Here is a 22673-nt window from a genome sequence, read left to right on the forward strand (position 1 = left end):
AGACCGTTGAAGGCAATGCTGGATCTTTTGAGGTAAGTGCTGACTTGCTATTTGTACGGTGCAAAATTACCTCTTCTGAACCACAGCACAATCCTGTTGAAAACATGAAAAATCAACTGGCCTGGACCCAACCGGTAAGGCGCGAGTAGAATTGAAAGTACATTAAACCCGCATTATCTAATAGGATTTCTCCCTCATGACAATAGTCAGGGGTAAAGCCTGTCCCGTGGTTACGGGAAGTGTTACAATCGCAACAAAATCAGGCTGTTTGGAGATTTTAGCATAGCACCGCTATGGTGAAATTCAAAACAGCAACGAAGTGGCTCATTTTGAAGCGATTTTAGCACGTAATAGATTGTCTATTGCATATTTCGGGTTAAACTAGCCCTTAGGTTATTTATAATTCAGACTTAAAAGGAATTGCAGATTTCGTTTGATAGGAAGGAGTAGATGCAATCTACTCCTAGTGCGGTTATGAAAGTTGAAAACTTTTGTCATTTTGGGTCTAAGGTACGCTTCGCTAAACTTAGAGCAGACGGTTTTGAAGGCCAAAAAATTTCTTCTATATTAGGATTAAAGAATTACTGAGATTTTCTGTAATGGTATTTCCTATTGAATAAAAGGCAATTATTTTAATTAATGAGCTTATGAAAATCACACTTGATATAGAGGACAACAAATTTGATGCTTTCCTGACCTACATTAAGACCTTAGATTATGTAACCATCAATAAAGAAGGGGTAATTCCCCAATGGCAACAGGATGAAGTCAACAGACGATTGCAAATGATCAATGATGGAGAGATGAAAACCCGAAGTTGGAAAGAGGCTAAAGAAGAGATCTTCAAAAAGTAATATGGCCTATTCCATTTCGATTGCTGAGGTGGCCGAAAATGATATCAGAGAAGCATTCCTTTGGTATGAAGAGCAAAAAACTAACTTAGGCAGTTTGTTTGGTCAGCATGTCTCCAAAGCTGTTGAAAGCATTCAAGGCAATCCACTTAAAACTCAAATCAGGTACGGCAACACCCGTATTTTCTTACTGGAAAAATTCCCATACGGCATTCACTTCCGTATCAATGAAACCAAAAAACATTTCCTAATTGTTGCTGTATTCCACACTTCAAAAGATGCTGAAAGTTGGACACTCAGAGGGTAGGCAACACTTTCGACTTATATTACCTGAGAATGCATAATGAAGGTTGAAAACTTTCGTCATTTTGGGTCTAAAGTTACGCTTTGCTAAACTTAGACAAGGTTCCATATTCTAATACCAGTCTGAACTATAATAAACCAAATACCACTGCTTTTTAATTAATTCAAACTCCATAACAATTATGAAGTCATCTATTTTAGATTTAATAATTAAATCTACTTTATTGGTTTTATTGGTAAATTCCAGGCTGTAGTTAAGATTTGATTTATCCATTTCATTAAGGTGAACCCAGCCCTTTTCTTGCCAATAGAATTTTCCATCAGAAACCATGAATTTGTTATTTTCAATATCTGGATGAATACGCTCATCAAAAACATACTCTGTACTACCTCCCCTCAAAGGAAAATTAATTCTAGACATTTGAAAAAACTCTATCATTAAAAAAACTTAGATAAAACTCATCGAAGAGTTCTTCCTCTCCGCTTACATGCTTTGAATCTCCATCTTTTGAACAACCAATAGTCCAAATCAATAATAATAGTAAATACAATCTACCTTTCATCACCATAAAACTTATAGGGATTTAGACCTGGAGAAGGAAATCATAAACTTCGTCATAAGCATGTAGTTCAAGGTCTTAAAAAGTTTTTGGTGAGGATCTTAGGGGAATAGCCCTATATAGGGCAGAAAATTTAGACCAATAAAGGGATAGTTAAACCCTTAAACTAGCGGGATCCTGTCTGGTATCCACTACGGCTTCTATATACAAAGCGTCTCCTTCGATACTATAGATAATCTTATAATTTCCTTGGACTAGGAAGCGGTATGAACCCACTATCGATATATTGGCCTCATGAGGTGATCCTGATTCGGGAAAAGTTTCTAATTGTCTGGTTTTAGTTAAGATAGACTAGACAACATTTTTTGCAGATTTTCGGGATTTTTCCGCAAGGAAGTCATAAATGATTTCTAAATCATTCAACGACTCATCGGTCCAAATCACCTGTAATTTCTTCACCGGTCCCACTTACTTTTAAAAAAATTTTCAACATCTTCTTGGCTGTGAGTCTTACCACTCTTTCTGTCGGCCTTCGATCGGGTTAATTTGGATTCCAGATCCTCACCCATTCTTGCTCGGTAGGCTGATTCTATTGAAGATCTACGCAAGGCATCAACTTTTTTGATCATAGTTTCATCTTGAGTGGTCAACCAATTAATCAATTCAATTTTTTTAACAGCTAGGTCCATATTAATGAAGTTTCTTGTTATAAAGTTAACGAATTTTCTCTTTTATAAAATCGCTTTTGAATACCTTTTAGACGAAGTTTAAGTGTTAACGGTAGATAATTAGAGTAGAATTGGGAAAGTACATTAAACTTGGCCTTTGGAAAATTTATAATTCAGACTTAAAAGGAATTGCAGATTTCGTTAGATAGGAAGGAGTAGATGCAATCTACTCCTAGTGCGGTTTTGAAAGTTGAAGACTTTCGTCATTTTGGGTGACCAGCCTAGAGTAGGCTCTCGCCAAGACACTAAAATCTTTAAAATACTCCTTTGCGACTCCGCGACTCTGCGTGAAGCTTTCAACGTTTACTTTGTGCATGATCCTCGCAAAGGCGCTAAGGTTTTGAAAATCCTTTCTGTGGCTCCGCAATTCTGTGCGAAACTCTTAACGTTTATTTTAATCTTGGGAAAGTATGAAAGTTGAAAACTTTTGTCATTTTGAGTCTTAGGTGCGCTTTGCTATACTTAGGCCAGCCTAGAGTATCTCTCGAAGGCCCTAAGACGCAAAGGGCCTTAAATTATTTCTTTGCGACTCCGCGACTCTGCGTGCAGCTTTCAACGTTTACTTTGTGCATGATCCTCGCAAAGGCGCTAAGACGCTAAGGTTTGGAAACTCCTTTCTGTGGCTTCTCTAAATTTAGACCAGACGGTACTTGAAAATTGCTATTTTAATTGGACCTATAATTGGGATTGTAATTGGGGTTATCGGTATGTAGGATAGGATTAAATTCCATCAGCCATTCTTTAAAAGATGCTTTCATTTCCTCCACTTTCTGAACATCCACCCCACTCAAATCATTGTTTTCTCCTATATCTTTAGAAAGATCAAACAACTCTACGGATGGAGGGTCATAGTATTCTACCAATTTATAATCTCCCATGCGTATGGCATACCCGGGCATTTTGGCTTGTGGACTGTAATGTGGATAATACCAACAGAGCATGTCACGATCCCATCCACCTTCACCGGTCAATAATGGAAGCAAAGAAACACCATCTATGTCCTGATTGTCATTGCTTAATCCTGCCATTTCAAGAATCGTCGGAAGCATATCATCCGTAATCACAGGTACATCGGATGAACTATTTGGCTTGACTTTTCCCGGCCATTTGATCACTAAAGGTACCCTGATCCCACCTTCATAAATATACCCTTTACCTTCTCTAAGTGGGGCATTATTGGTCACCCTACCTTCACCTCCATTGTCACTTCCCAAAATAACAATGGTATTACCTTCAAGGCCAAGTGAATCCAGGGACTTCAATAACCTTCCGACATTCCAGTCCATATTCTCTATCATGGCTGCATAAATCGCATTCTTTTGCTCCTTTTGCCCTTCTAACTTCAATTCATATTTATTTACCAGGGAATCAGGCGCCTCTAAAGGGGTATGCACCGCATAGTGGGACAGGTATAAAAAGAAGGGACCCTCTTTATTCTCACCAATAAAATTGATGGCCTCATCGGTTAGTCTGTTGGTTAAATATTGCCCTTCTTCCCTATTGTCCAGATTTTTTATCACTGGGTTCCAGATTTTTTCCGATTCAAATGGCCCCCAATAGGTCGGTGGACTGCCATGTTCATATCCCGCGATGTTAATAGCAAAACCTTGATGTGTAGGAAAGTACTTTTCTTCTTCCCCAACATGCCATTTACCTATGCTTGCCGAGGTATAGCCTGACTGAAGCAAAATTTCAGGAATCATTTTTTCTTCAAGCGAAACGTGCATATAATCCTCCGGTGGAATAATCCTTCCTTCCTCCGGATACCTGTGCTTACCAATGGCAGTTATATGACCCGTAAAACCGATATTCGCAGGATTTTTCCCTGTCAATATACTGGCACGGGAAGGAGAACAAACAGGACTTGCAGAATAAGCAGCTGTAAACTTCATCCCTTGGGCCCTTAGCTTGTCAATATTTGGCGTTTCATAGAATTCACTCCCATAGCAACCCAGGTCTTTCCAACCCAAATCATCTATCAGAATATAAACAATATTTGGAGGTCTCTCCTGAGCCAATAGCTTGGAATGAAAACCTACCAGCAATAGATAAAATACACTCAAAAAAATCTTTGAAAGTCGCATAAGTAAACTTTAAAATAGAAATACCATCAATTGAGGGATAGTGATTACTTCAATCTATCATTACGAAAGTTTTCAACTTAAGTAATTGCTCCATTATCCTTATCTAATTGGCATAGGTTTAAAATTCGAGATCTTTTTCCTATTCTCAAAACCGAATTGCAAATTCAGTTGGAAATTAGCTTGTAAGCCCAATTTCCAAACAGTTAAATACCGGTCTAAAACAGTAAAATACCGCCATAGACTATGGGAGGGAAATGGAACCTAACTTGTTGTTCTGGATTACCTCGACTTGGGCAAGTTGAAAGCTTTGGGTATTTTAGGTGTAAATTATGCACAATTAACTTAGACCAGACTGGGGTTTTTAAGCAGAATTAGCTTTTAACCCGCTCATTTTTTCTTTATTTTTCTCTCTAAATCTATAAAACCCATGAAACAATTCTTTTACGCTTTGCTTTTTTTCTTTTTGTGGGCATGTGGATCTGCCGATTCTTCCGGTGAAAAAGCGATAGTTGCGGATTTGAATTTTACGCTTGATACTGTAAAAATCGATTCCAAAGGAGAAATTCTGTTTCTGAACAATGAACTGCGTTCAGCTGTACTTGACGATAAAAAACGATATCTGTATAACCTAAACCGGCAAACCATTTCTATAGAGCAGATCGATTTGGATAAGTTGGTGCTTGCTTCCATACTTCCATTCGAAGAAGAAGGGCCGAATGGTTTAGGGGAATATATGCTTGGAATAAAACTTGTTGAAGAGAACAGGTTTTTGATGTCGGGCTATAAAAAGCATGCCTTGTTTAACAGCAGCGGAAAAAAACTGTTTTCCGTAGGACCATCGGAAATACCGGCATTTGTTTCAAATAACGAAGAGGGGAACGTGCTATATCCTGAGCGTTTACCCGGTACCACCTCTTCTTATGCCGGCGTATATATAGCTCCCGGTAATAGGGAACCAGAAGTCTTGTTTTGGGATATCGATGAAAAAACCTACCGAAAAGTGAAAAATCCCTTATTAAAAAAATCAATTCAATACCAAACGGATTTTGACGATGGGACGACTTCTTTGTTTGTAGGAGGCGGGGAATACCTGAAGGTGATCAATGGCAAGGTATTGCTGGGCTTGTTTGGAAGTTCAGACCTATCTATTAAGGAACCCGGAAAGAAAGATTTTCGCGAAAAGACTTTTAAAGACGGTTGGATTCCCCGTGATAAAGAAACCGTTTTCCCCGAAAAAATAAACGACAGAATCATGTTTCAAGAGCTCCTCAGGGAAAGCTTGGCTGAAATTTCTTACAACAGTCCCTTCTGGGACGAGAGCCGTCAGGTGTATTTGAGATTTTCATACGAATTGGATTACAGTCAAGAGCCAAGCCCTCCTCCTGGTCAACTCTTACCTAATCCATCTGGAGCCAAAGTCTATCTTACTGTCTATGATGGTAATTTAAATATGCTGCGGGAGTCTCGGGTGCCTGTCTTGGACAAAGCACCTGCTCACCATTTCGCCAAAGACGGCAAAATTTGGATTTTTGAGAATATTAAGGACGAGATGGGGTTTGTCCGCCTTAGTTTTGATTTGTAATCAATAATCGAATTTAGAAAATCATAAATACTCCTACCTAATAAAATATACCTTTATCTATGAAAAAATCATTCATCATTGTTCTATGTGGTTTATTAGTTTATTGTGGAGAAAAAAACGAGGGCAAAGTGAATGTTTCTTTGGAGATACATTTTACGCTTGATACCCTACTAATCGATCCGGTAGATGAATTTCTTTATTTAAATGCCGGGCTTCAGGTGGCTGCACTTGATGAGAAAAAACAATACTTGTATAATTTTAACCCAAATGATTATACCCTCGAAAAGATTGATTTGAACAAGGGGATACTGGCAGATAAACTTCCCTTTGAAAAGGAAGGACCCAATGGCGTAGGCGGGATGGTTTTTGGATTGAACCTCATTTCCTCCAATTCCATTGCCTTTATGGGCTATATGAATGTAGGACTATTCGATTTAGAAGGAAGCAAGAGGAGTGAATTTACTTTTAATGATAGAGCATTTGCCGGAGACAAGATGGCAGAAAGTGAAAGTTTTCAATTTTTAAGTAACCAGATGGTTGATCTACACACCATGATAGGATTGATTCGAGATAATAGTGAGAAAACCTATGCCTTGGGAATTTTGAATACAGAAACCCAATCCCTCACTAAAGTACCTTTACCTTTTGAAGCATTAGAAAATTTTCGGTTTAGGTTAAGTAGTCCTTCCAGAATCCAAATGTCCTCTCCAACTGTAACGATAAGTAAGCACCAAGAAAGTTACATTATCAGCAATGAAATTTCAAACAGTATTCTCATTTATGATAATGACAGCCTGTTGCAGATCGATTACCAGAGTAAATTGACTGCTGATAAAAAAACAGGGAAATACAATCATGATTTTGAAAACGAAGAGGCGTTTAAGCAAACATCCTTAGACATGCGTAAGGAGATTAATTTTATGGCTCCCCTTTGGGATGAAGAGAAGCAGCTGTTTTACCGGTTTTCCCATAAAATTATCAAAATAGGAAAGGATGTAGAAAATTATCAGGATACTGAATCAGCCGTGTACCTGACTGTTTTTGACCCTGATTTTAATGTGATTGCAGCGTCTCTTGTTGAAGCGCTAAATACACCACCTGGCTACCATTTTGTCAAGGACGGTAAAATATGGATGTATATAAATAGGCAAGACGAAATGGGCTTTGTGCGGTTAACTGTGGATATTGAATAGAGCAATCGGTTTCGACATGGTAAAAGTTTTGATAATTTGGTAAAGGTGAGCGTTTACAAATTACACTTGGATGCGGTTAGGAAAGTTGAAAAATTCAATATCCTATTCTCAATACCAAATTACCTTTCGGTTGGATACTCGAGTGTAGATGCAATCTACACTCAGGCAAAGGTTATGAAAGTTGAGTTTCCAAGTACTCAATAATTCTCGAAAAACCTGTTTGGGCACGATTAGTCCATACAATTTCTAAAGCCATTTCTTATAATTCGCCATTACTTCCTTGTGGGGGGTAACCTCACCTTTATCTGCTTGAGAAAGACCTATTTGAATCTCTTCCCGCTCTTCAGCACTAATCCGATCCCACCAATCCACTTCCTTTTTTTTCTTCAAAGCAATAAACTCATTGAGTACTTTGGCATCATTTAGTCCCGCGAGCCATTCTATCAACTGTAATTTCTCTGCCTGAATATCCATAAAACTGCCTCTTATCAAATATACTATTTTTCATATATTTTTCCTTCTGCTCTAATTTACGCGCTGCTAAACTTTGACCAGAGGTAATGCTACATTTAGTCGAAACTATCTTTTTCTTTTCCACACTCTAGGATTTCTGCTAGTATGGGTAATTGCAATAACAATAATGGATTTTTCAGATTCTTTAATCCTAAAATGAATCTGATAAGGAAACTTATCGACCAATATATTTCTAATATCTCTATATGCAACCTGACAGTGAAACGGATAATTACTGATGTAATTTAGCCTTGATTTCAAAGATTTATAAAAGCGTCTACCTAAACCCTGCTTTTCTTCATTGTACCATTCAATGATTTCTTTGATATCCAAACTGGCCTCGCTGAGCAGCTTTACCTTATAGCTCATTGGCTGCTTTCTATCTCCTTCATCACATCGCTCCAATCCACCACTTTGCTGGGATTTTTTTCATAGGAAGCTATCCGCTCATCCAGCAATGCTTTATGAGCCTTACTTAACCCTTCACCTTGCCTATATTTATAAGCCTGGATCTGTTCAAGTACTTTTCGATCTTCTAGCTTTGTGATCCAATCGATTAAGTCTACTTTTATTGATTGAATATCCATCCTTATCTGGTTTATTTATTCCACTAAGTTAATAAATGATTAATAAAGTTTCCTATGGTCTAAGTTTAAGCGATAGTAGCAAATCGACCTATCATGACGAAAGTTTTCAACTCAAGTAAATCAACTAATATATTTAACCAATAAAAAAGTCTTAAAATTCAATATCCTATTCTCAATAGCCAATCACATTCCGGTTGAATATTTGAGTGTAGATGCAATCTACACTCAGGCAAGGGTTATGAAAGTTTTCAACTTTCATTTTGGGTCTAAAGTTACGCTTCGCTAAACTTTGACCAGTCCTGAGGCCAGGGCTTGAAAAGCTTTACCAAATCAGTCCGGCACCACTGCAACCATATCGACATTTAAGTAAATGCCTTCATGGCCGGTTCCCTGAATCCTTATCAAGGAAGCTACAGGCGGTCTTTCGGGATTGTAAAATTCGGTTCGTACTTTCATCAAGCCTTCACGCCCTTTTTCATGGGAGGGATAGTAACTTGCTTTTACCAGGTGGTCGTAACTGGATCCGGCTTTTTCAAGAATTCGCGACAAGGTGCCAAAAAGGTTTCTCGCTTTTTCTTCCTCATCTTTTCCATCTTCCGCATACAAGCCGGAAGTAAACAATAGCCCTCCTTCTTTAATGTCTACTATCCTACTGTAAGTTGTAGCCTGAATCATCCACGGTGGAGCGTAATAACTGACGGCTTCTTTGTCATTGTAGTGCTCAGGAGCCGAAGCGACCAATTCTATTTCAGCCTTGTTTTCTTCCACCAACCATTCTACCATGACAATGGGGGGTACTTGCTGCCCTCTGAAAAAAGCAGCGATCACTTCTTCTACTGCTGCCGCATCCTCAATGGGATTGATAAAAGCTTTAACCTGGACCACATCACTGCCACTAGCCCCTATATATGCCAAGGTAGCAAATAGATTTTGCATGGTTTTGTCACTGGCCTCCAAAAGGTCTTTGCCTGGTTCAGCCTGACCTGCAATAAATACCTTCCTACCTGCCGGTAAAATAGCAACAGCTGCACGATTGGTTTTTTCGTTAAGCCCTTTGCTAAACGGAAGATTCACTCCCCTGGATGTAACTGATGTCATCGGTGTAACAGCAATCCCATCCATGCTCACTAAAACCTGCTCCCGAGCTTGGTTAGCAACTACTATGGTAATGGCCGGAAATGCTCCTTCAGGTAATACTTCTCTAATAAACTCACGAACAGGTTTAGAATGTTCTTCTTTTTGAAGGTATACATTTAGTCTAAGTAACTTACTTAAATCAGTGCCTGCTACTTCCAAGGCTCCTTCCACGTTTTTAATCACCTGAGTAACCTGTATTTTGAGATCAATTGATCCTACCAAGCTCCCATTAGCGTCAAAAGGGAAAATTTGATCCGTAAAAGCCAATGGAACATCTCCCACTACCGTTCCCAACGAAGTCCCGGTTTCCTCATTCGGTTCGATATACCTTATGTCTAAGGTTTTGCCTTGGAATTGTCCCTTGCTTTCCAATACCAAGCCTAAAAACACCAACAAAAAAACCAATGGATAATGTAGCATCACCCGCTTCATTTTATTAAAATTGACGCCGGAAGGGCAACCTTCCCCACCATAAACAGACCTATTAAAAATTGTCATGATCGAATTGTATCTTTTTCTCAAACTTAAGTGCTATTCATTTATTTTGCCACTTCCTGCACCAACCATTTAATCATCTCTTGCTGTTGGGCTTCCGTAAAATGGTTAAAAGCATGGGGACTTTGCCATTCCAGTGCATCGCCTACTCCCAATTTTTGGTACAACTGCTTTAAACCTTCCATGGTAGTAATGACATTATCATGGTCAGCATGCCTGTCTAACTCCGGAGAAATGACCATTAGCGGTCTTGGGGCGATATTGGCGAGCATTTCAGGAAAATCCACAGGAATCCTGTTTTCCTCACCATCAAAAAACCCTAACCTTGGAATTAGCCCATACAAATGGGAAAAGGCTTTTAATCCCTCCACATCTTCAGAGGCATTTCTTAAAGGGGTAAAAGCGCTGGACAAAGCAAGCCCTGCTATTCTTGGCTCCAGTGCAGCCGTGATCAAGCCTACTGTCCCTCCCAAAGCATAGCCCCCAACAAAGATCTTGTCCTTATCTATAAAGTCCAAACTTTCCAATGCGTCCACCGCCGCTCTGGCATCGATGACCATCTTGCCCATCTTGGACCAATGGGGATATCTCTGGTAAAACAAAGTGCCTTCTTCTATTCTGGCTCCGTAACCGATCATATCATAAGTCAAAACGGCTATCCCTTTGGCCAACAGCCCATCAATCAAAGCATTTAACTCCGAATCATAGCCCGTATTGGTGTATTTGTGCAGAAATATAAGCACAGGCATTTTACCATTGGCCGCTGTTATTCTTTCTCCAGTTTCATCCGTAGGGAAATATAGGGATCCATACAAATAATCGCCCATGGCATTGTAGGGGGTAATGTTAAGTTTTTTACCATTTTTCACCCTTGGTCGAGGCATAAAACTGCTGACATAATCTTCCTTTTGGCTTAGGGTCTCAATGTCACTGGCAGGTAAACCTGCAGGTTCATCACCCAACAGCCAGGTAAGGTCCTGTTTTATTTTTTCTTGGGTCTTTTCCAAATGGGATCCATTGACAGGAATATTTGGGGCCGGTTGGATAGGAAACTTACTTAGCTCAATGGATTCTCCACTTTCTCTCTTCCATTTTTCAAAGCTATAATTGTAACTCAGGTGATTGTCCCATGGGAAATTCTTTCTGCCAAACTGTATGTCCAGCCAGTCCATAAAGGCCTCTAAATCCCTTTCTGAAACCGCATGCTCCCCATCTCTCAGCCGTATGCCCAATTTTTCTGGAGCATCCAAAAAGTCATAAACTTTGGTAAGTGAAGTATAAATCTGCTCAATGGCCCAAGGATCTCCTCCACCTCCTTCTCGGATGGAAGAGCTCAACATCAAAGCATTTGGAGCAATCAAAGCCATTAAGGAATTTTGATCGATGGGCATTTTATGCTCTCTTCCTGAAAAAAACCGTATGCGGGGATGCAACCAATGGGTTCTTCTGGAAACCAGGTAATCAATGGATTCATTGGAATGCCTTTCATCGGTATATCGGTAAGGGAATTCTCCTCCTGTTCCTCCACTACTTGTAATAGTAGCCGTAATACGCTCATCAAAAGCGGCGGCAAACAAGGATTGTTTTCCATTTCTGGAATGACCGGCTATGGCTATTTTGGATTTATCCACCTCATCCAAGGTATACAAATAATCCACCGCCCTATGAGCACCCCAGGCTCTGGCCATTAAAGTAGACCAATCATAATCAGGGTAGAGTTCCAGGTATTCCCGGGTATCGTCTTTCGCATCTGCCCCGGCATAAATCAGCCCCATATAACCTCTCCTTACGGCTATCTGTGCCCATCCTCTGTGGTTCCACTGGGTCATAAATACTGGAAATGGTCCTTCGCCAGGTGGGGTAAACACTTCCAAGGTCAATTTGGCCTTGTGGTTTTCTCCAAACCTGAGTTCAATCATCTGAATCCTAACCCCATTATCTGTCCTTTCAGACAAGATCTCAGCTTTCAAATTGGTGGGAGGATCAGGGAAAGTCCCTGAAAGGATGTGTTTAACCTGTTCCTTGAAATACTCCCGCTGAGACTCCCATTGAGCCATGGTAGTAACCTTCTCATTTTCTTTGCCTTCACCAATGATCAGTGGATCAGGCAAAAAAGGAATGGAGGGAATTACCCCGTAATTAGGGGGTAATTCTCCAGTTCTTTCTATCCAATCTTCCCAGGTAAGGTCATGTAAACTAACAAAGCTATCATGGCTGGAAGGTTTTTCCTGCAATAGAATCAACTCCCTCAAGTATTCCTGGCGGACCGCTTTATCTTCCTGAGCCTTTGCCATTAACGGACAAAGGCATAGCATAATGAAAATAAAGCCGATTGAATATTTTTCCTTTCCCATGGTTTACTTATAAGTAGTAATTGAGGCGAATAACCTGTTGTGAACCAATTCTTTTTCTACAATTCCCAGCGATTTACTGAATTGATTTATTCATTCAAAATAGTTAAGAAAAGGTAAAAGATGCTAGTGTCTAGACATTTATTTTAGGGTAAAATTTTATATAGCTCTATTAATTTAAAATTAGTCTTTACCATTTAATTTAATCCATTTTGAATTTACTTTCATTACATTTTTCCGCTTTAAGATTTTTGGCCTGATTTGTGACTTTTATTGTATCTGCCTCGTATAGGAAAAGTAAGTAGCGAAAAGCAATGTGTTTTCTTTTGCAAAACATCGCAACAAACCATTTTTTTAGAAGCTCACTTATCCTATTTGTATAAAAACAATTCAATCCAATATTTATGAAAGCTTTGTCCATCCTTTTGTTCTTCCTGGTTTATAATCAATCTTTCGCTCAGGAAATACCTGAAAAAGAAGTCAAATCCAAGGTGGTAGAAGCCACCGTCTTTCTAAAAGGTGCACAGGTGCTACGAAAGGAAACAGTCCAATTGACTAAAGGGGAATCCATTGTCAAATTTACCAACCTCTCCCCTTTTATAGCTCCCAAAAGCATACAGCTAAAAGCTGGAGATGAGTTGACTGTCTTGGGCATTAATCACCAGCAAAACTTTCTGGATAAATCGGTAAGGTCTGAGGAGCTTCTTAAGCTGGACAAAGACCTTGAACAAATCAATGAAAAGATCGAATTGGAAAACACTTTTTTGTCCATCGCCCAAGAGGAGATCACTTTTCTCCAAACCAACCGATTGATAGGAGGTAAAAACGAAACCCTAAATGTGGCCACTCTCAAACAGGCTGCTGAATATTATGGCAATCAACTCACTGCCTTAAAACTGCAAACTATCGAAAGGAACAGTACGATTAAGAAATTACTTGAAGAGAAAAACAACCTTCAGAATCAAATCAATTCTCTGGCTGGTGAAAAAGAGTTTGCTACAGGAGAGGTCTTGGTAAGAGTAGCTGCTAAAGTGCCCGGTAGTTATTCTTTCGAGTTGTCCTACCTTGTTGACAATGCTGGCTGGTTTCCTTCTTATGACATCCGTGCCAAAGACATCAATAGCCCAGTTAGCTTGCACTACAAAGCGAATGTCCGACAAGACACCAAGGTAGATTGGGACAATATTAAACTTACTTTTTCCTCAGCAGAGCCAAGCGTTTCAGGTGTTGCACCGGAATTACGACCTTATCTACTTAATTACAATACAGCCCCACCACGTTATTCGCAAACAACAGGTGCTGTGACAGGGAAGGTGATGGATGCTGAAGGTATAGGGCTTCCCGGGGTAAACATTAATGTGTCAGGAACCACTATTGGAACCGTTTCAGATTTTGACGGTAATTACAGCATCGCCTTGCCAAACAATGCCAGCCAATTGACCTATTCTTACATTGGATATGTTTCTCAATCCCGACCAATTAGAGCTGAGGTTATGAATGTGGTTATGAAAGAAGATCAGGTTGCATTAGATGAGATAGTGGTAACCGGTTATGGAATTAGTAAACGTTTGAAAGGTAAATCTGAAGGAATTGAGGCTAATTTTGACGTTGATGATGCACAGGAATTGCAAAGTCAACCTTTACCGATGGCTCAGGTGGAAAACCAAACGTCCATTAATTTTGAAATCAATACCCCTTATTCCATTCAATCAGACAGTAAAAATTATACTGTGGATATGGTAACCTATGAATTGCCTGCTTTCTACCAATATTTTGCTGTTCCCAAAGTCAGTAACACGGCTTACCTGATTGCTGGGATTACGAACTGGGAGCAATACCAACTTTTGGAAGGAGAGGCCAATGTGTTTTTTGAACAAACCTTCGTAGGTAAAAGTCTGCTGGATGTGCGCTATGCTACTGACACCTTGGAAATCTCACTGGGTAGAGATAAAATGGTCACAATAGAAAGGGAGAAAGAAAGTGATTTCACAGAAAAATCTTTTTTAGGCAATAAAAAGACGGCAAGCAGATTGTGGAAAACCACTATTAAAAACAATAAAAGCCAACCCGTTTCCATGGTAGTTTTGGACCAGGTGCCTGTTTCTACTTTGGAAGAAATAGAGGTAGAAGTACAAAGCCTTTCTGGAGGAAAACATGACGTTAAAACTGGTGAGATTAAGTGGGAGTTTAAGTTGGCACCTTCGGATACCAAGTTACTGGAATTGAAATATGAGGTCAAATATCCCAGAAACAAGAATCTTGTCATTGAATAGCGAGAAAAAAATAAAGCTTAATTTCTTAGCCCAATAATAAGTAAGTGAATGGGTTAAAAATTGGTAGGACAGGAACCATGGCTAAAATCCATGGTTCCTATTTCTTTAGCGATTGAAGCTATTTATCAAGTTCATTGATCAAAAATTGACAGTTGATTACTTTCTCTAGCAAATCCTGTGGCACATAATAATATTGGTTAGAGGCCTCAAAACCTATTCTGGAATCCTTACTTGTTACTTCAAGCAGGTCAATTGCTGTTTCCTTTTCTTTCAGTAAAATAGCTTTCACCTGATCCCGAAGCACTTTATCAGTTTTTTGGCTTTCAAGCCAATTGTCTCTGGCCATTATAAAACGACCCTGCTGCCCAACAGATAAAAAATGCAGGTAAGCCGCCTTCGCTAAGTTTAGGTCTTCTTCCAATAGCTTTTTATAGGATTCGTCTTCAGTAACCTCAATGGCACCTTTTATAAATTTCAACCCCTTCTCCCATTTAGTAGCCACTTTTTCAAATTGTGATATTAAAATTTCAGGAGGATATGGGCCGGACCAACCCTTAAGGTCATCATAGGGAAAACCTACCATGGTAGAACGATAACCTGTAGGTTCCAGAAATAAAAGGTTGGATGGGCCATACTGTTGAGGTGCAGAATAAACCACTCTAATATCATAGGGATATTCTTCAAAAGCAGTACTGAATGTAGTCCAAGCATTACGTACATAAGGCACGGCAGCTCTTCCATACCTTTCCAAGGCTAGGGAATTCAACACTTCTTCTATGCTTGCATCAGGGTCATCTGAAAATTTTTTAGCTATTTCAAGATTTGGCGATGGGTAGGACCCGAGCGTCCAACTGAGCATATACCCATCAATGTCCATTTGCGCTAAATTTGCTGCATGCTGAGCTACCAAATCCATAACTGGTAGCCAAGGAACTGCGGACAATTCCCAGGTATTGTTAAACTGAACTTTTGCGACCGTTTTAAGTAGATTCTTCTTCGCTCCACTCCAATGGGATTTTGCCCTAGGCCCTGGTCCTACTGCAGAGATAGAATATTCTCCTACTGTATTGGGAATCCCGCCTCTCTCGATAGGTTTGGCCCATTCACTGACTGACATCAACCACACATCTTCCGGTAATTTGTTTATCACATCTCTTGCCATCCCATGACCGTTCCACCCCCAATCCCAAGCAATTACATTCGCTTCAGGTCTTGCAGCATGAACTCCATTGGCAATCGTTCGGTTTACCTCTGCGATAATGTCTTCATAAGGTCGTTCACTACATCTGGGGCATTTGTCCTTTCCCCCATGGGAGGCACAATTGGTAAGGTTTTCTGAAGCAGTAATGGTAAATACTCCTCCCAACTCGGGTACTTCAGTAAAAACATGGGTGAGTGATTGCTCCATCCAGTTCCTCACCTCCTCATTACTTGTACACATGGTAATAAAGTCATCCTTCTTTACCCCTGCCATATTTGAACGTTCTTCGAAAAATGCCAAAGGTTGTGCACGTGGCTCGTTCATGTACAAGTAAATGTCAATGCCAAACTTTTTAGCTCTTTGCGCTATTTTCCGCAAATTCTTAAGCCGAGTTTCGCTACCTTCTCCAAACTCCGGAAAAGCCTCTCCTCCTGGGGCAAGTTGGTTGAGTACCACATGCATCCATACCCCATTAACACCTTTCTGTGCTAATTTTTGTAAGAGCCCATTGGGAAAGGGATCGTTTTCTTCATCCATTAAAGGATCCCCAAAAATGCCGAAATAAGAATAGATAAAACGGAGCTGAACCTCCTTCAGTGAATCTCTAGGAACGAGAACTTCCTCTTCATCGTAAGTTTTAAGTTTTTCGATAAATTGAAAAAGGTCTTCCGAAGGATTCTTTTCATTGTTAGCAAGAATAGGGCGAATAACTTCCTTTATATCATTGGCTTTTTTTATTTCAGCTTCAGTCGGACCGGAAAAAATTAATTTTGGGCTGGCCGGTTTGAGGTTGCCAAACTTATGAAAAAGAAAGTCATCTTCTTTCAAAGCAAATTCCAATCTTTCACTATCCATATCCAATAAGGTTAGCAACTGATCATAGGGAAGCAAATGCCAATTTCTACGAAGCAAAGTAATATATATTTGTTCTTGGAATTTTTCAGGCAAGAGCTTCTTATCTTCCAAACCCATAAGTTGTGCAAGGTGAATTATATCAGAAGGTTTGCACTGAATGGTCTCAGCCATTTTCTCAGGACTTACAAGATTCCAATTTCGCCATACGAAGGCAAAGGATCTATTGGGGAAATGATCAAAGGTAAGCGCAGGTGGGTGAGAACCCAATGGCAACGACTTTTGGGCATAAACCGGATCTTGAAAGAATACACAAACAAAAAGGGAAAATGCGAAAAATAGTTTCATAAGTCGGTTAAGAAGGTGGTATAAATTCGTCAATTAACAGTCTTAAATTAAGAAAAATTTAAGCTTTAATAAAAGCTAAACTTTTAACTTGACAGACTTTATTGTAATTTTATATTTGGCATACTTTAAATTAATGAGGAAATACAGGGTTTTGATTAATCAGAAATAGGCGAAAACCCCCTAAACTTAAACCAACCATCTATGGCCCTACCCATTATCATTGTACTTTGTGCTTTAATGCTCTTTGCGTACTTTTTTGACATTACTTCTGCTAAAACAAAAATCCCGCCAGTGATTTTATTATTTGCAATGGGTTGGTCAGCAAACCAAGCAGCAGTCTTTTTTGATTTAGACATTCCGGACCTTACCACAGTATTGCCATTTTTAGGTACTATCGGACTGGTATTGATCGTTTTAGAGGGTGCACTAGAACTTGATTTTGATACTTCTAAATTATCATTTGTTGGTAAAACAATTTTAGTCGCCATTATTCCTGTTGTCGTTATTAGTTTTAGTCTTGCCTATGCTATTCAATATTTTGGAGATGTAGAATTTAAGACTGCTTTGCTTAACGCCATACCATTTGCCATAATAAGCAGTGCCATTGCCATCCCCTCTGTTCAAAATTTAAGGACTGAGAACCGTGAATTTGTAACGTACGAGAGTAGTGTTTCTGATATTTTCGGGGTGCTTCTTTTCAATTTTCTACTTGAAAAGAAGATCATGAATGTAAAAACCCTAGGCCTTTTCTTTGGGGAGATCGTCATGATATTAATCGTCACCTTCTTTGCCACCATAATGCTGGCTTTTTTGCTAAGTCGTATCAAACACCCTGTTAAATTTGCCCCGATTATTTTAATGATCGTGCTGATTTTTGCAGTGTCTGAACTTTACCATTTACCTGCTCTTATCTTTATACTTCTTTTTGGACTCTTTATTGGTAATCTCAACCAGTTGAAACAAAGCGTAGTTGTTAAAAAATTACATACCAAAAGCTTCAAAAAAGAAATTAAAAAATTCAAAGAGTTGACCATGGAACTCACCTTTTTGATAAGAACCCTCTTCTTCCTTGTATTCGGATTTCTAATCGAAACCAATGAACTTTTCAATTCGGAGACACTAATTTGGTCCATTTCCATCACCGCCGGAATATTCCTACTTAGAGCCCTTGTGTTAAAGGTTTTTAAAATAAACCTCCTGCCTTTGATGTTTATCTCTCCAAGAGGTTTGGTAACTATCTTGTTGTACCTGAGTGTTCCAGTGGCAATGTCAGTATCTATAATCAACGATTCATTGATCATTCAAGTAATTATATTGACTTCTTTCGCCATGATGCTTGGCATGTGGACTTCAAAACCTGTGGTTAGTAAAGAAGAAGATGACAAAGGAAATAACGGTAGTCCGCAAAAAGTAAGCTTAGAAAATTGAGTTCTCATGACCACAAAATAGTTTACCTGTATCCTATCTTGTGGTCATAAGTTTTTTTTTGCTATCGAGAATGCCCCCTTGCCATTATTGGCAGTATACTTTCTACTTTCCCTTTTCGAATCCCATATATTCGATCATATAAGTTAACAACGGGGTCACAATGTGGAACAATTATTTCCAGTAAATCTCCAGTCTTGTAGGCTCTATTGGCCTTTTCAAAAGTAACGGTTCCGTATTCATCTGACCCTGCGTTATAGCTAAAGCCTGGTTCTCCAATCACCATCCCACTAGGTTTATTAATGGACAAGGACTTTGCGCCCGAGTCTGTAATTAATCTATTGGGATGATTGTTGTTAATCACAGTTGCGAGTACTGTAAGCGAAGGATCAAAATCGTCGTAAAGGTTTTCATTCCCCTTACTGCCAATGACCATGTATTGGGTATCCATAAACAAATAACTACCAACTTGAACATCAGTAAACCCAGGTACATCTCCCATCATATTGTAGGTACCTGTCCCTGCCCCACTGAAGATTTCAACATTCAAGCCAGATTGTATCATACTTTCATAGGTCGCTGAAACTGGTTCAAAAGTTTGGACGGTTCTCTCTAACCTTTTTTGATACCCCTTAATATGTTGTGCCCCACCATCATAAGCGAGTATACCTTTAAACCTTAAATTAGAAAGTTGGTCAACCAATTGCGCCAATTCAAGGGCCGGAAGACCTGTAGGAACTCCTGACCGACGGATAACATCCAAATCTACAACTACATCAGCGATGATTCCTGCTTCCTTGGCAGCATCTTGTAGGTCTCTGGCATTTTGTTTATTGTCTACTGCTTGAATAAAACCGGAATGTCTTTTCCGTAATTGCATTGCCTTCCTAATTTTAGAAGAGCTGATATTTACCCCTGTCATCAGGACTTCAGAAATACCATTTTCCAACATGACTTGAGACTCTGATAATTTGGCAGTACAAATACCAATGGCCCCGGCATCCATCTGCATTTTAGCAATTGCCGGACATTTATGTGTCTTTGTATGTGGCCTTACACCAATCCCTGTTCCTTGTAGGTTTTCATGCACCTTTTTAAGGTTGGATTCCATTATGTCAAGATCCAGACACAATGAGGGCGTTTCCAATTCAAATTTTGAAAGGCCTATTTCATTTTCGGGGAATAGAGGTTCAGACTTTGAAATTGCATTGCCTGGTAATAAGGCTGCAGTACCTGCCATGCCTGAATATTGAAGAAATTTTCTGCGGTTGAAGTGGTTTTTCATATTATTAGTGGTTTTACAAAGGTTAAAAATATTGATTATTGTTGGTATAACAATTGATTCAATCACTTTTGGCGACTAATCCATTGACATAAATTTTGTGAAGGAAAACCATCAACAGGTTCTAATAAAACCGTACATCTAGAATTGGATAAAAATTGTATATTCATACGGTCAAAACAAACCTTCCGAATGAAACAGGCAACAATAATAAAATATGGGCATGCTGATGAAGCTTTTAAAATTCAGGAAGTTAATTCACCAGTTCCCAAAGCCAATGAAGTGTGTATTGAGGTAGAGGGCTTTGGTTTGAATTATGCAGACGTAATGGCTAGAAATGGCCTTTATAAGGAAGCACCCAAAATTCCATTTGTACCAGGCTATGAAGTAGTAGGAAAAGTGATAAAAACAGGTGCTGAGGCACCGAAATCTTTAATGGGTAAACGAGTGGTGGCCTTTACTAGATTTAGTGGATATGCTACTGAGGCTGTTGCAGACTACAGGGCATTGGGTGTGATTTCAGAAGAAATTTCAGGGGGAGAAGCCTGTGCGCTGGCCACACAATATTGCACCGCTTATTATATGACCCATTATTTCCAGCAAATGCGCAAAGGTGAAATAGCCCTCGTACACGCTTGTGCTGGTGGTGTGGGCACAGCGCTGACTCAGCTTTGCCAGTTAAAAGGAGTAAAAGTAATTGGACTTTGTAGTTCGGATGAAAAAATGGAGTACCTGAAAGCTTTAAAGGTAGATTATCCCATAAACTATACTCAAACAGACTACAAAAAATGGATTATCAAAAACTTGGGTAAACGCCCAGTAGACCATATTTTCAATGCCGTGGCAGGCAATAGTTTTAAAAATGACCTTAAATTGCTCGCTTATGGTGGCAAACTTTTTTGTTTCGGTGGTGCTGCCAGAAGTGGGAAAAAGAACAATCTGCTCAATGATGTATCCTTTTTGCTCAAAACCGGTTTCGTAAGCCCCCTATTTATGATGATGAAAGCCCAGGCTCTTATTGGGGTAAACATGTTGCGTTTTGCAGATCATAAAGTAGACGTAATAGGAACCTGCCTGAAGGAACTTATTGAATTGTACAACAATAAAGAAATTGCGCCGAAAGTGGGTGGAGCATTCCCAATTGAAAAACTAGCAGAGGCACATATGGCTTTAGAATCGGGAAAAAGTACAGGCAAGATTTATGTGCATTGGTAAATCATGGGTGTAAGCAAAATTTCAAATCAGGTCTCTCATGAATCCATCTTCAATACTTAAATCCATCTACCAGCATCCTCAGTTAAATTCAGGGGCCTGTGAGGACATTTTTGCAGCACACCATAGGGTTCATTTTGAAAAGGGTGAAGCCATTCTAAGCGAAGGTCAACAATCCAATGCCTACTACTGCATGGAGTCCGGCCTAGCCAGGGCCTTTGCTGTTAATAGTTCTGGCAAAGACATCACTACCAGCTTTTTCAGCCCAGGCAACGTAATCATCGAGGTGGCCTCTTTATTCCTAAGAGTTCCAACAAAAGAAAACATTGCAGCAGTAACTCCTTGCGTATGCTGGAAAATAGACTTTAAAGATTTTGAAGCTTTATTTGAATCCGTCCCCGGTTTTGCAGAATGGGGAAGAACATGGATGTCCAACTCTCTTCTTGAAAACAACCTGAGATCCCTGCATATGATCACGGATTCCGCCAAGGATAGGTATTTAAGACTTCAAAGGGAGCAACCTTTGATTATCCAACAGGCTCCGTTGAAGCAGATAGCCACTTATTTGGGCGTTACGGATACCTCTTTAAGCAGAATTAGAAACGAGGTCACTAAAGAAGTTTGAATTTCTTGTCATAAGACAAGAAATTTTTTTGCTATATTATATACTTTTCCATATAAATCTAAAAAAAAAAACGAATTATGAGCTCAAATGTAAACCCCGTTAACTGGTTTGAAATCTATGTAGAAGACATGGATAAGGCAAAGACCTTTTATTCAACCGTACTGAATAAAAAACTTGAAGACATGCAAGTTCCAGGAGGAATGGAAGACCTAAGAATGGTCGCCTTTCCTTATGTAGATGGAGCTATAAATTCCTCTGGTGCCTTGGTAAAGTCGAGTGAAATGAAACCCGGTACCGGAGGAACATTGATTTACTTCTCCTGTGAAGACTGTGCCGATGAACAAAGCAGAGTGGAAACAGCAGGGGGCAAAGTGCTTCAGCCAAAGTTCCAGATAGGTGAACATGGCTTTTGCGCTATTTGTATGGACCCTGAAGGAAATACTTTTGGATTGTACTCAATGAAATAAAACAAACCATGAAAGAATATAGTCTTGAGATCAAATGGGGATTGATTTTCTCCATAATGATGCTTCTTTGGATGTTTATAGAACGATCTGTGGGTTTGCATGATGACTTAATTGCTCATCATGCCACCTATACCAATTTAATTGCCATTCCCGCGATCGCCATTTACGTTTTTGCCTTGTTGGAAAAACGCCGTGTTTATTATCAGGGAAAAATGACCTATTGGCAGGGGTTCAAAACAGGTTTATTAATTACCTTGGCGGTGACCATCCTTACCCCTTTGACTCAGTGGATAACCCTTTCTTTCATTACCCCACAGTATTTTGAAAATGTTATCGCCTATGCCGTAGAAAATGATAAAATGACCCTGCAGGAGGCCAATGATTATTTTAATTTTAAGAGCTACATGATTCAAAGTGTATTGGGAGCTCCAATCATGGGCATTGTTACTTCGGGCATAGTGGCTGCCTTTACGGTGAAAAAATAGGTTGATTTTGTCAGCATTGTTGCAGAAAAAAAGGCAACAATGCCGCCAAAACCCAGTGAATCCCTCCCCTTCTATAGCGTAAATATTGATGAATTGATTGGTAGCCCTTTAAGGACCAC

General features: G+C 39.5%; 20 protein-coding genes. 10 read left to right on the top strand and 10 right to left on the bottom strand.

Features of this window, described 5'->3' with window-relative positions; translation table 11 throughout:
• Positions 1-647 precede the first annotated feature (647 nt).
• Both AC13EX_RS12105 and AC13EX_RS12110 read left to right on the top strand, forming a co-directional pair.
• Positions 648-854 (top strand): addiction module protein, encoded by a 207-nt coding sequence (locus tag AC13EX_RS12105; protein WP_482892879.1) that lies wholly within the window; start codon positions 648-650, stop codon positions 852-854.
• A gap of 1 nt (position 855) precedes the next feature.
• Positions 856-1158, top strand: a complete 303-nt coding sequence (locus AC13EX_RS12110; protein ID WP_482892880.1) for a type II toxin-antitoxin system RelE/ParE family toxin — start codon at positions 856-858, stop codon at positions 1156-1158.
• 108 nt (positions 1159-1266) lie between these two features.
• Here AC13EX_RS12110 and AC13EX_RS12115 read toward each other — a convergent pair whose 3' ends face one another.
• The 3 genes from AC13EX_RS12115 to AC13EX_RS12125 all read right to left on the bottom strand — a co-directional run bounded on the left by AC13EX_RS12115 (position 1267) and on the right by AC13EX_RS12125 (position 4526).
• Positions 1267-1575: a hypothetical protein gene (locus AC13EX_RS12115; protein WP_482892881.1), complete on the bottom strand. Its 309-nt coding sequence runs from the start codon at positions 1573-1575 to the stop codon at positions 1267-1269.
• A gap of 594 nt (positions 1576-2169) precedes the next feature.
• The gene (locus tag AC13EX_RS12120) at positions 2170-2403 is read right to left on the bottom strand and encodes a hypothetical protein (RefSeq protein WP_482892882.1); all 234 of its coding nucleotides are present in this window, start codon (positions 2401-2403) and stop codon (positions 2170-2172) included.
• 704 nt (positions 2404-3107) lie between these two features.
• Complete coding sequence (locus AC13EX_RS12125) at positions 3108-4526, bottom strand: sulfatase (protein ID WP_482892884.1); 1419 nt, start codon at positions 4524-4526, stop codon at positions 3108-3110.
• Positions 4527-4953: 427 nt separating this feature from the next.
• On the opposite strand from AC13EX_RS12125, the gene AC13EX_RS12130 reads away from it, so the two are divergent.
• Positions 4954-6108 (top strand): DUF4221 family protein, encoded by a 1155-nt coding sequence (locus tag AC13EX_RS12130; protein ID WP_482892885.1) that lies wholly within the window; start codon positions 4954-4956, stop codon positions 6106-6108.
• A gap of 59 nt (positions 6109-6167) precedes the next feature.
• Entirely contained in the window at positions 6168-7301 is a 1134-nt protein-coding gene (locus tag AC13EX_RS12135) for a DUF4221 family protein (RefSeq protein ID WP_482892886.1), read from the top strand.
• A 246-nt stretch (positions 7302-7547) separates the two neighbouring features.
• Here AC13EX_RS12135 and AC13EX_RS12140 read toward each other — a convergent pair whose 3' ends face one another.
• The 5 genes from AC13EX_RS12140 to AC13EX_RS12160 all read right to left on the bottom strand — a co-directional run bounded on the left by AC13EX_RS12140 (position 7548) and on the right by AC13EX_RS12160 (position 12387).
• Positions 7548-7775: a hypothetical protein gene (locus AC13EX_RS12140; RefSeq protein ID WP_482892887.1), complete on the bottom strand. Its 228-nt coding sequence runs from the start codon at positions 7773-7775 to the stop codon at positions 7548-7550.
• Between the two features lie 105 nt (positions 7776-7880).
• Positions 7881-8183 (bottom strand): type II toxin-antitoxin system RelE/ParE family toxin, encoded by a 303-nt coding sequence (locus AC13EX_RS12145; RefSeq protein ID WP_014019956.1) that lies wholly within the window; start codon positions 8181-8183, stop codon positions 7881-7883.
• A complete protein-coding gene (locus tag AC13EX_RS12150) occupies positions 8180-8401 on the bottom strand; it encodes an addiction module protein (RefSeq protein ID WP_482892888.1) in 222 nt (73 codons plus the stop codon). Before AC13EX_RS12150 ends, AC13EX_RS12145 begins: the two co-directional genes overlap by 4 nt.
• Positions 8402-8731: 330 nt before the next feature.
• Positions 8732-10036 carry a Rid family hydrolase gene (locus AC13EX_RS12155; protein WP_482892889.1) on the bottom strand — a complete coding sequence of 435 codons (1305 nt, stop codon included), beginning with the start codon at positions 10034-10036 and terminating at the stop codon, positions 8732-8734.
• Positions 10037-10077: 41 nt separating this feature from the next.
• The gene (locus tag AC13EX_RS12160; RefSeq protein WP_482892890.1) at positions 10078-12387 is read right to left on the bottom strand and encodes an alpha/beta fold hydrolase; all 2310 of its coding nucleotides are present in this window, start codon (positions 12385-12387) and stop codon (positions 10078-10080) included.
• 401 nt (positions 12388-12788) lie between these two features.
• Between AC13EX_RS12160 and AC13EX_RS12165 the strand changes: the two genes are divergently transcribed.
• Positions 12789-14657, top strand: a complete 1869-nt coding sequence (locus AC13EX_RS12165) for a DUF4139 domain-containing protein (protein ID WP_339713767.1) — start codon at positions 12789-12791, stop codon at positions 14655-14657.
• 118 nt (positions 14658-14775) lie between these two features.
• Here AC13EX_RS12165 and AC13EX_RS12170 read toward each other — a convergent pair whose 3' ends face one another.
• Positions 14776-17058: a hypothetical protein gene (locus AC13EX_RS12170; protein WP_339713764.1), complete on the bottom strand. Its 2283-nt coding sequence runs from the start codon at positions 17056-17058 to the stop codon at positions 14776-14778.
• A 201-nt stretch (positions 17059-17259) separates the two neighbouring features.
• On the opposite strand from AC13EX_RS12170, the gene AC13EX_RS12175 reads away from it, so the two are divergent.
• The gene (locus AC13EX_RS12175; RefSeq protein WP_048641602.1) at positions 17260-18486 is read left to right on the top strand and encodes a cation:proton antiporter; all 1227 of its coding nucleotides are present in this window, start codon (positions 17260-17262) and stop codon (positions 18484-18486) included.
• Positions 18487-18547: 61 nt separating this feature from the next.
• Here AC13EX_RS12175 and AC13EX_RS12180 read toward each other — a convergent pair whose 3' ends face one another.
• Positions 18548-19768, bottom strand: a complete 1221-nt coding sequence (locus AC13EX_RS12180) for an alanine racemase (protein WP_048641601.1) — start codon at positions 19766-19768, stop codon at positions 18548-18550.
• A 189-nt stretch (positions 19769-19957) separates the two neighbouring features.
• Here AC13EX_RS12180 and AC13EX_RS12185 point away from each other — a divergent pair, with 189 nt between their 5' ends.
• The 4 genes from AC13EX_RS12185 to AC13EX_RS12200 all read left to right on the top strand — a co-directional run bounded on the left by AC13EX_RS12185 (position 19958) and on the right by AC13EX_RS12200 (position 22554).
• Complete coding sequence (locus AC13EX_RS12185; RefSeq protein ID WP_482892892.1) at positions 19958-20980, top strand: quinone oxidoreductase family protein; 1023 nt, start codon at positions 19958-19960, stop codon at positions 20978-20980.
• Positions 20981-21017: 37 nt separating this feature from the next.
• Positions 21018-21602 carry a Crp/Fnr family transcriptional regulator gene (locus AC13EX_RS12190; RefSeq protein WP_482892893.1) on the top strand — a complete coding sequence of 195 codons (585 nt, stop codon included), beginning with the start codon at positions 21018-21020 and terminating at the stop codon, positions 21600-21602.
• A 77-nt stretch (positions 21603-21679) separates the two neighbouring features.
• The gene (locus AC13EX_RS12195; RefSeq protein WP_048641598.1) at positions 21680-22069 is read left to right on the top strand and encodes a VOC family protein; all 390 of its coding nucleotides are present in this window, start codon (positions 21680-21682) and stop codon (positions 22067-22069) included.
• Between the two features lie 8 nt (positions 22070-22077).
• Positions 22078-22554, top strand: a complete 477-nt coding sequence (locus AC13EX_RS12200; protein ID WP_048641597.1) for a DUF4199 domain-containing protein — start codon at positions 22078-22080, stop codon at positions 22552-22554.
• Positions 22555-22673: the final 119 nt, after the last annotated feature.

The organism is Cyclobacterium sp. L-R (genome assembly GCF_056859355.1).

What these genes read in the sequence shown, in the direction of transcription:
- AC13EX_RS12115 (WP_482892881.1), bottom strand. Translation starts at nt 1,575, where the DNA reads ATGTCTAGAATTAATTTTCCTTTGAGGGGAGGTAGTACAGAGTATGTT.
- AC13EX_RS12140 (WP_482892887.1), bottom strand. Translation starts at nt 7,775, where the DNA reads ATGGATATTCAGGCAGAGAAATTACAGTTGATAGAATGGCTCGCGGGA.
- AC13EX_RS12150 (WP_482892888.1), bottom strand. Translation starts at nt 8,401, where the DNA reads ATGGATATTCAATCAATAAAAGTAGACTTAATCGATTGGATCACAAAG.
- AC13EX_RS12200 (WP_048641597.1), top strand. Translation starts at nt 22,078, where the DNA reads ATGAAAGAATATAGTCTTGAGATCAAATGGGGATTGATTTTCTCCATA.
- AC13EX_RS12110 (WP_482892880.1), top strand. Translation starts at nt 856, where the DNA reads ATGGCCTATTCCATTTCGATTGCTGAGGTGGCCGAAAATGATATCAGA.
- AC13EX_RS12120 (WP_482892882.1), bottom strand. Translation starts at nt 2,403, where the DNA reads ATGGACCTAGCTGTTAAAAAAATTGAATTGATTAATTGGTTGACCACT.
- AC13EX_RS12145 (WP_014019956.1), bottom strand. Translation starts at nt 8,183, where the DNA reads ATGAGCTATAAGGTAAAGCTGCTCAGCGAGGCCAGTTTGGATATCAAA.
- AC13EX_RS12170 (WP_339713764.1), bottom strand. Translation starts at nt 17,058, where the DNA reads ATGAAACTATTTTTCGCATTTTCCCTTTTTGTTTGTGTATTCTTTCAA.
- AC13EX_RS12160 (WP_482892890.1), bottom strand. Translation starts at nt 12,387, where the DNA reads ATGGGAAAGGAAAAATATTCAATCGGCTTTATTTTCATTATGCTATGC.
- AC13EX_RS12105 (WP_482892879.1), top strand. Translation starts at nt 648, where the DNA reads ATGAAAATCACACTTGATATAGAGGACAACAAATTTGATGCTTTCCTG.
- AC13EX_RS12190 (WP_482892893.1), top strand. Translation starts at nt 21,018, where the DNA reads ATGAATCCATCTTCAATACTTAAATCCATCTACCAGCATCCTCAGTTA.
- AC13EX_RS12195 (WP_048641598.1), top strand. Translation starts at nt 21,680, where the DNA reads ATGAGCTCAAATGTAAACCCCGTTAACTGGTTTGAAATCTATGTAGAA.
- AC13EX_RS12180 (WP_048641601.1), bottom strand. Translation starts at nt 19,768, where the DNA reads ATGAAAAACCACTTCAACCGCAGAAAATTTCTTCAATATTCAGGCATG.
- AC13EX_RS12125 (WP_482892884.1), bottom strand. Translation starts at nt 4,526, where the DNA reads ATGCGACTTTCAAAGATTTTTTTGAGTGTATTTTATCTATTGCTGGTA.
- AC13EX_RS12135 (WP_482892886.1), top strand. Translation starts at nt 6,168, where the DNA reads ATGAAAAAATCATTCATCATTGTTCTATGTGGTTTATTAGTTTATTGT.
- AC13EX_RS12165 (WP_339713767.1), top strand. Translation starts at nt 12,789, where the DNA reads ATGAAAGCTTTGTCCATCCTTTTGTTCTTCCTGGTTTATAATCAATCT.
- AC13EX_RS12130 (WP_482892885.1), top strand. Translation starts at nt 4,954, where the DNA reads ATGAAACAATTCTTTTACGCTTTGCTTTTTTTCTTTTTGTGGGCATGT.
- AC13EX_RS12155 (WP_482892889.1), bottom strand. Translation starts at nt 10,036, where the DNA reads ATGACAATTTTTAATAGGTCTGTTTATGGTGGGGAAGGTTGCCCTTCC.
- AC13EX_RS12175 (WP_048641602.1), top strand. Translation starts at nt 17,260, where the DNA reads ATGGCCCTACCCATTATCATTGTACTTTGTGCTTTAATGCTCTTTGCG.
- AC13EX_RS12185 (WP_482892892.1), top strand. Translation starts at nt 19,958, where the DNA reads ATGAAACAGGCAACAATAATAAAATATGGGCATGCTGATGAAGCTTTT.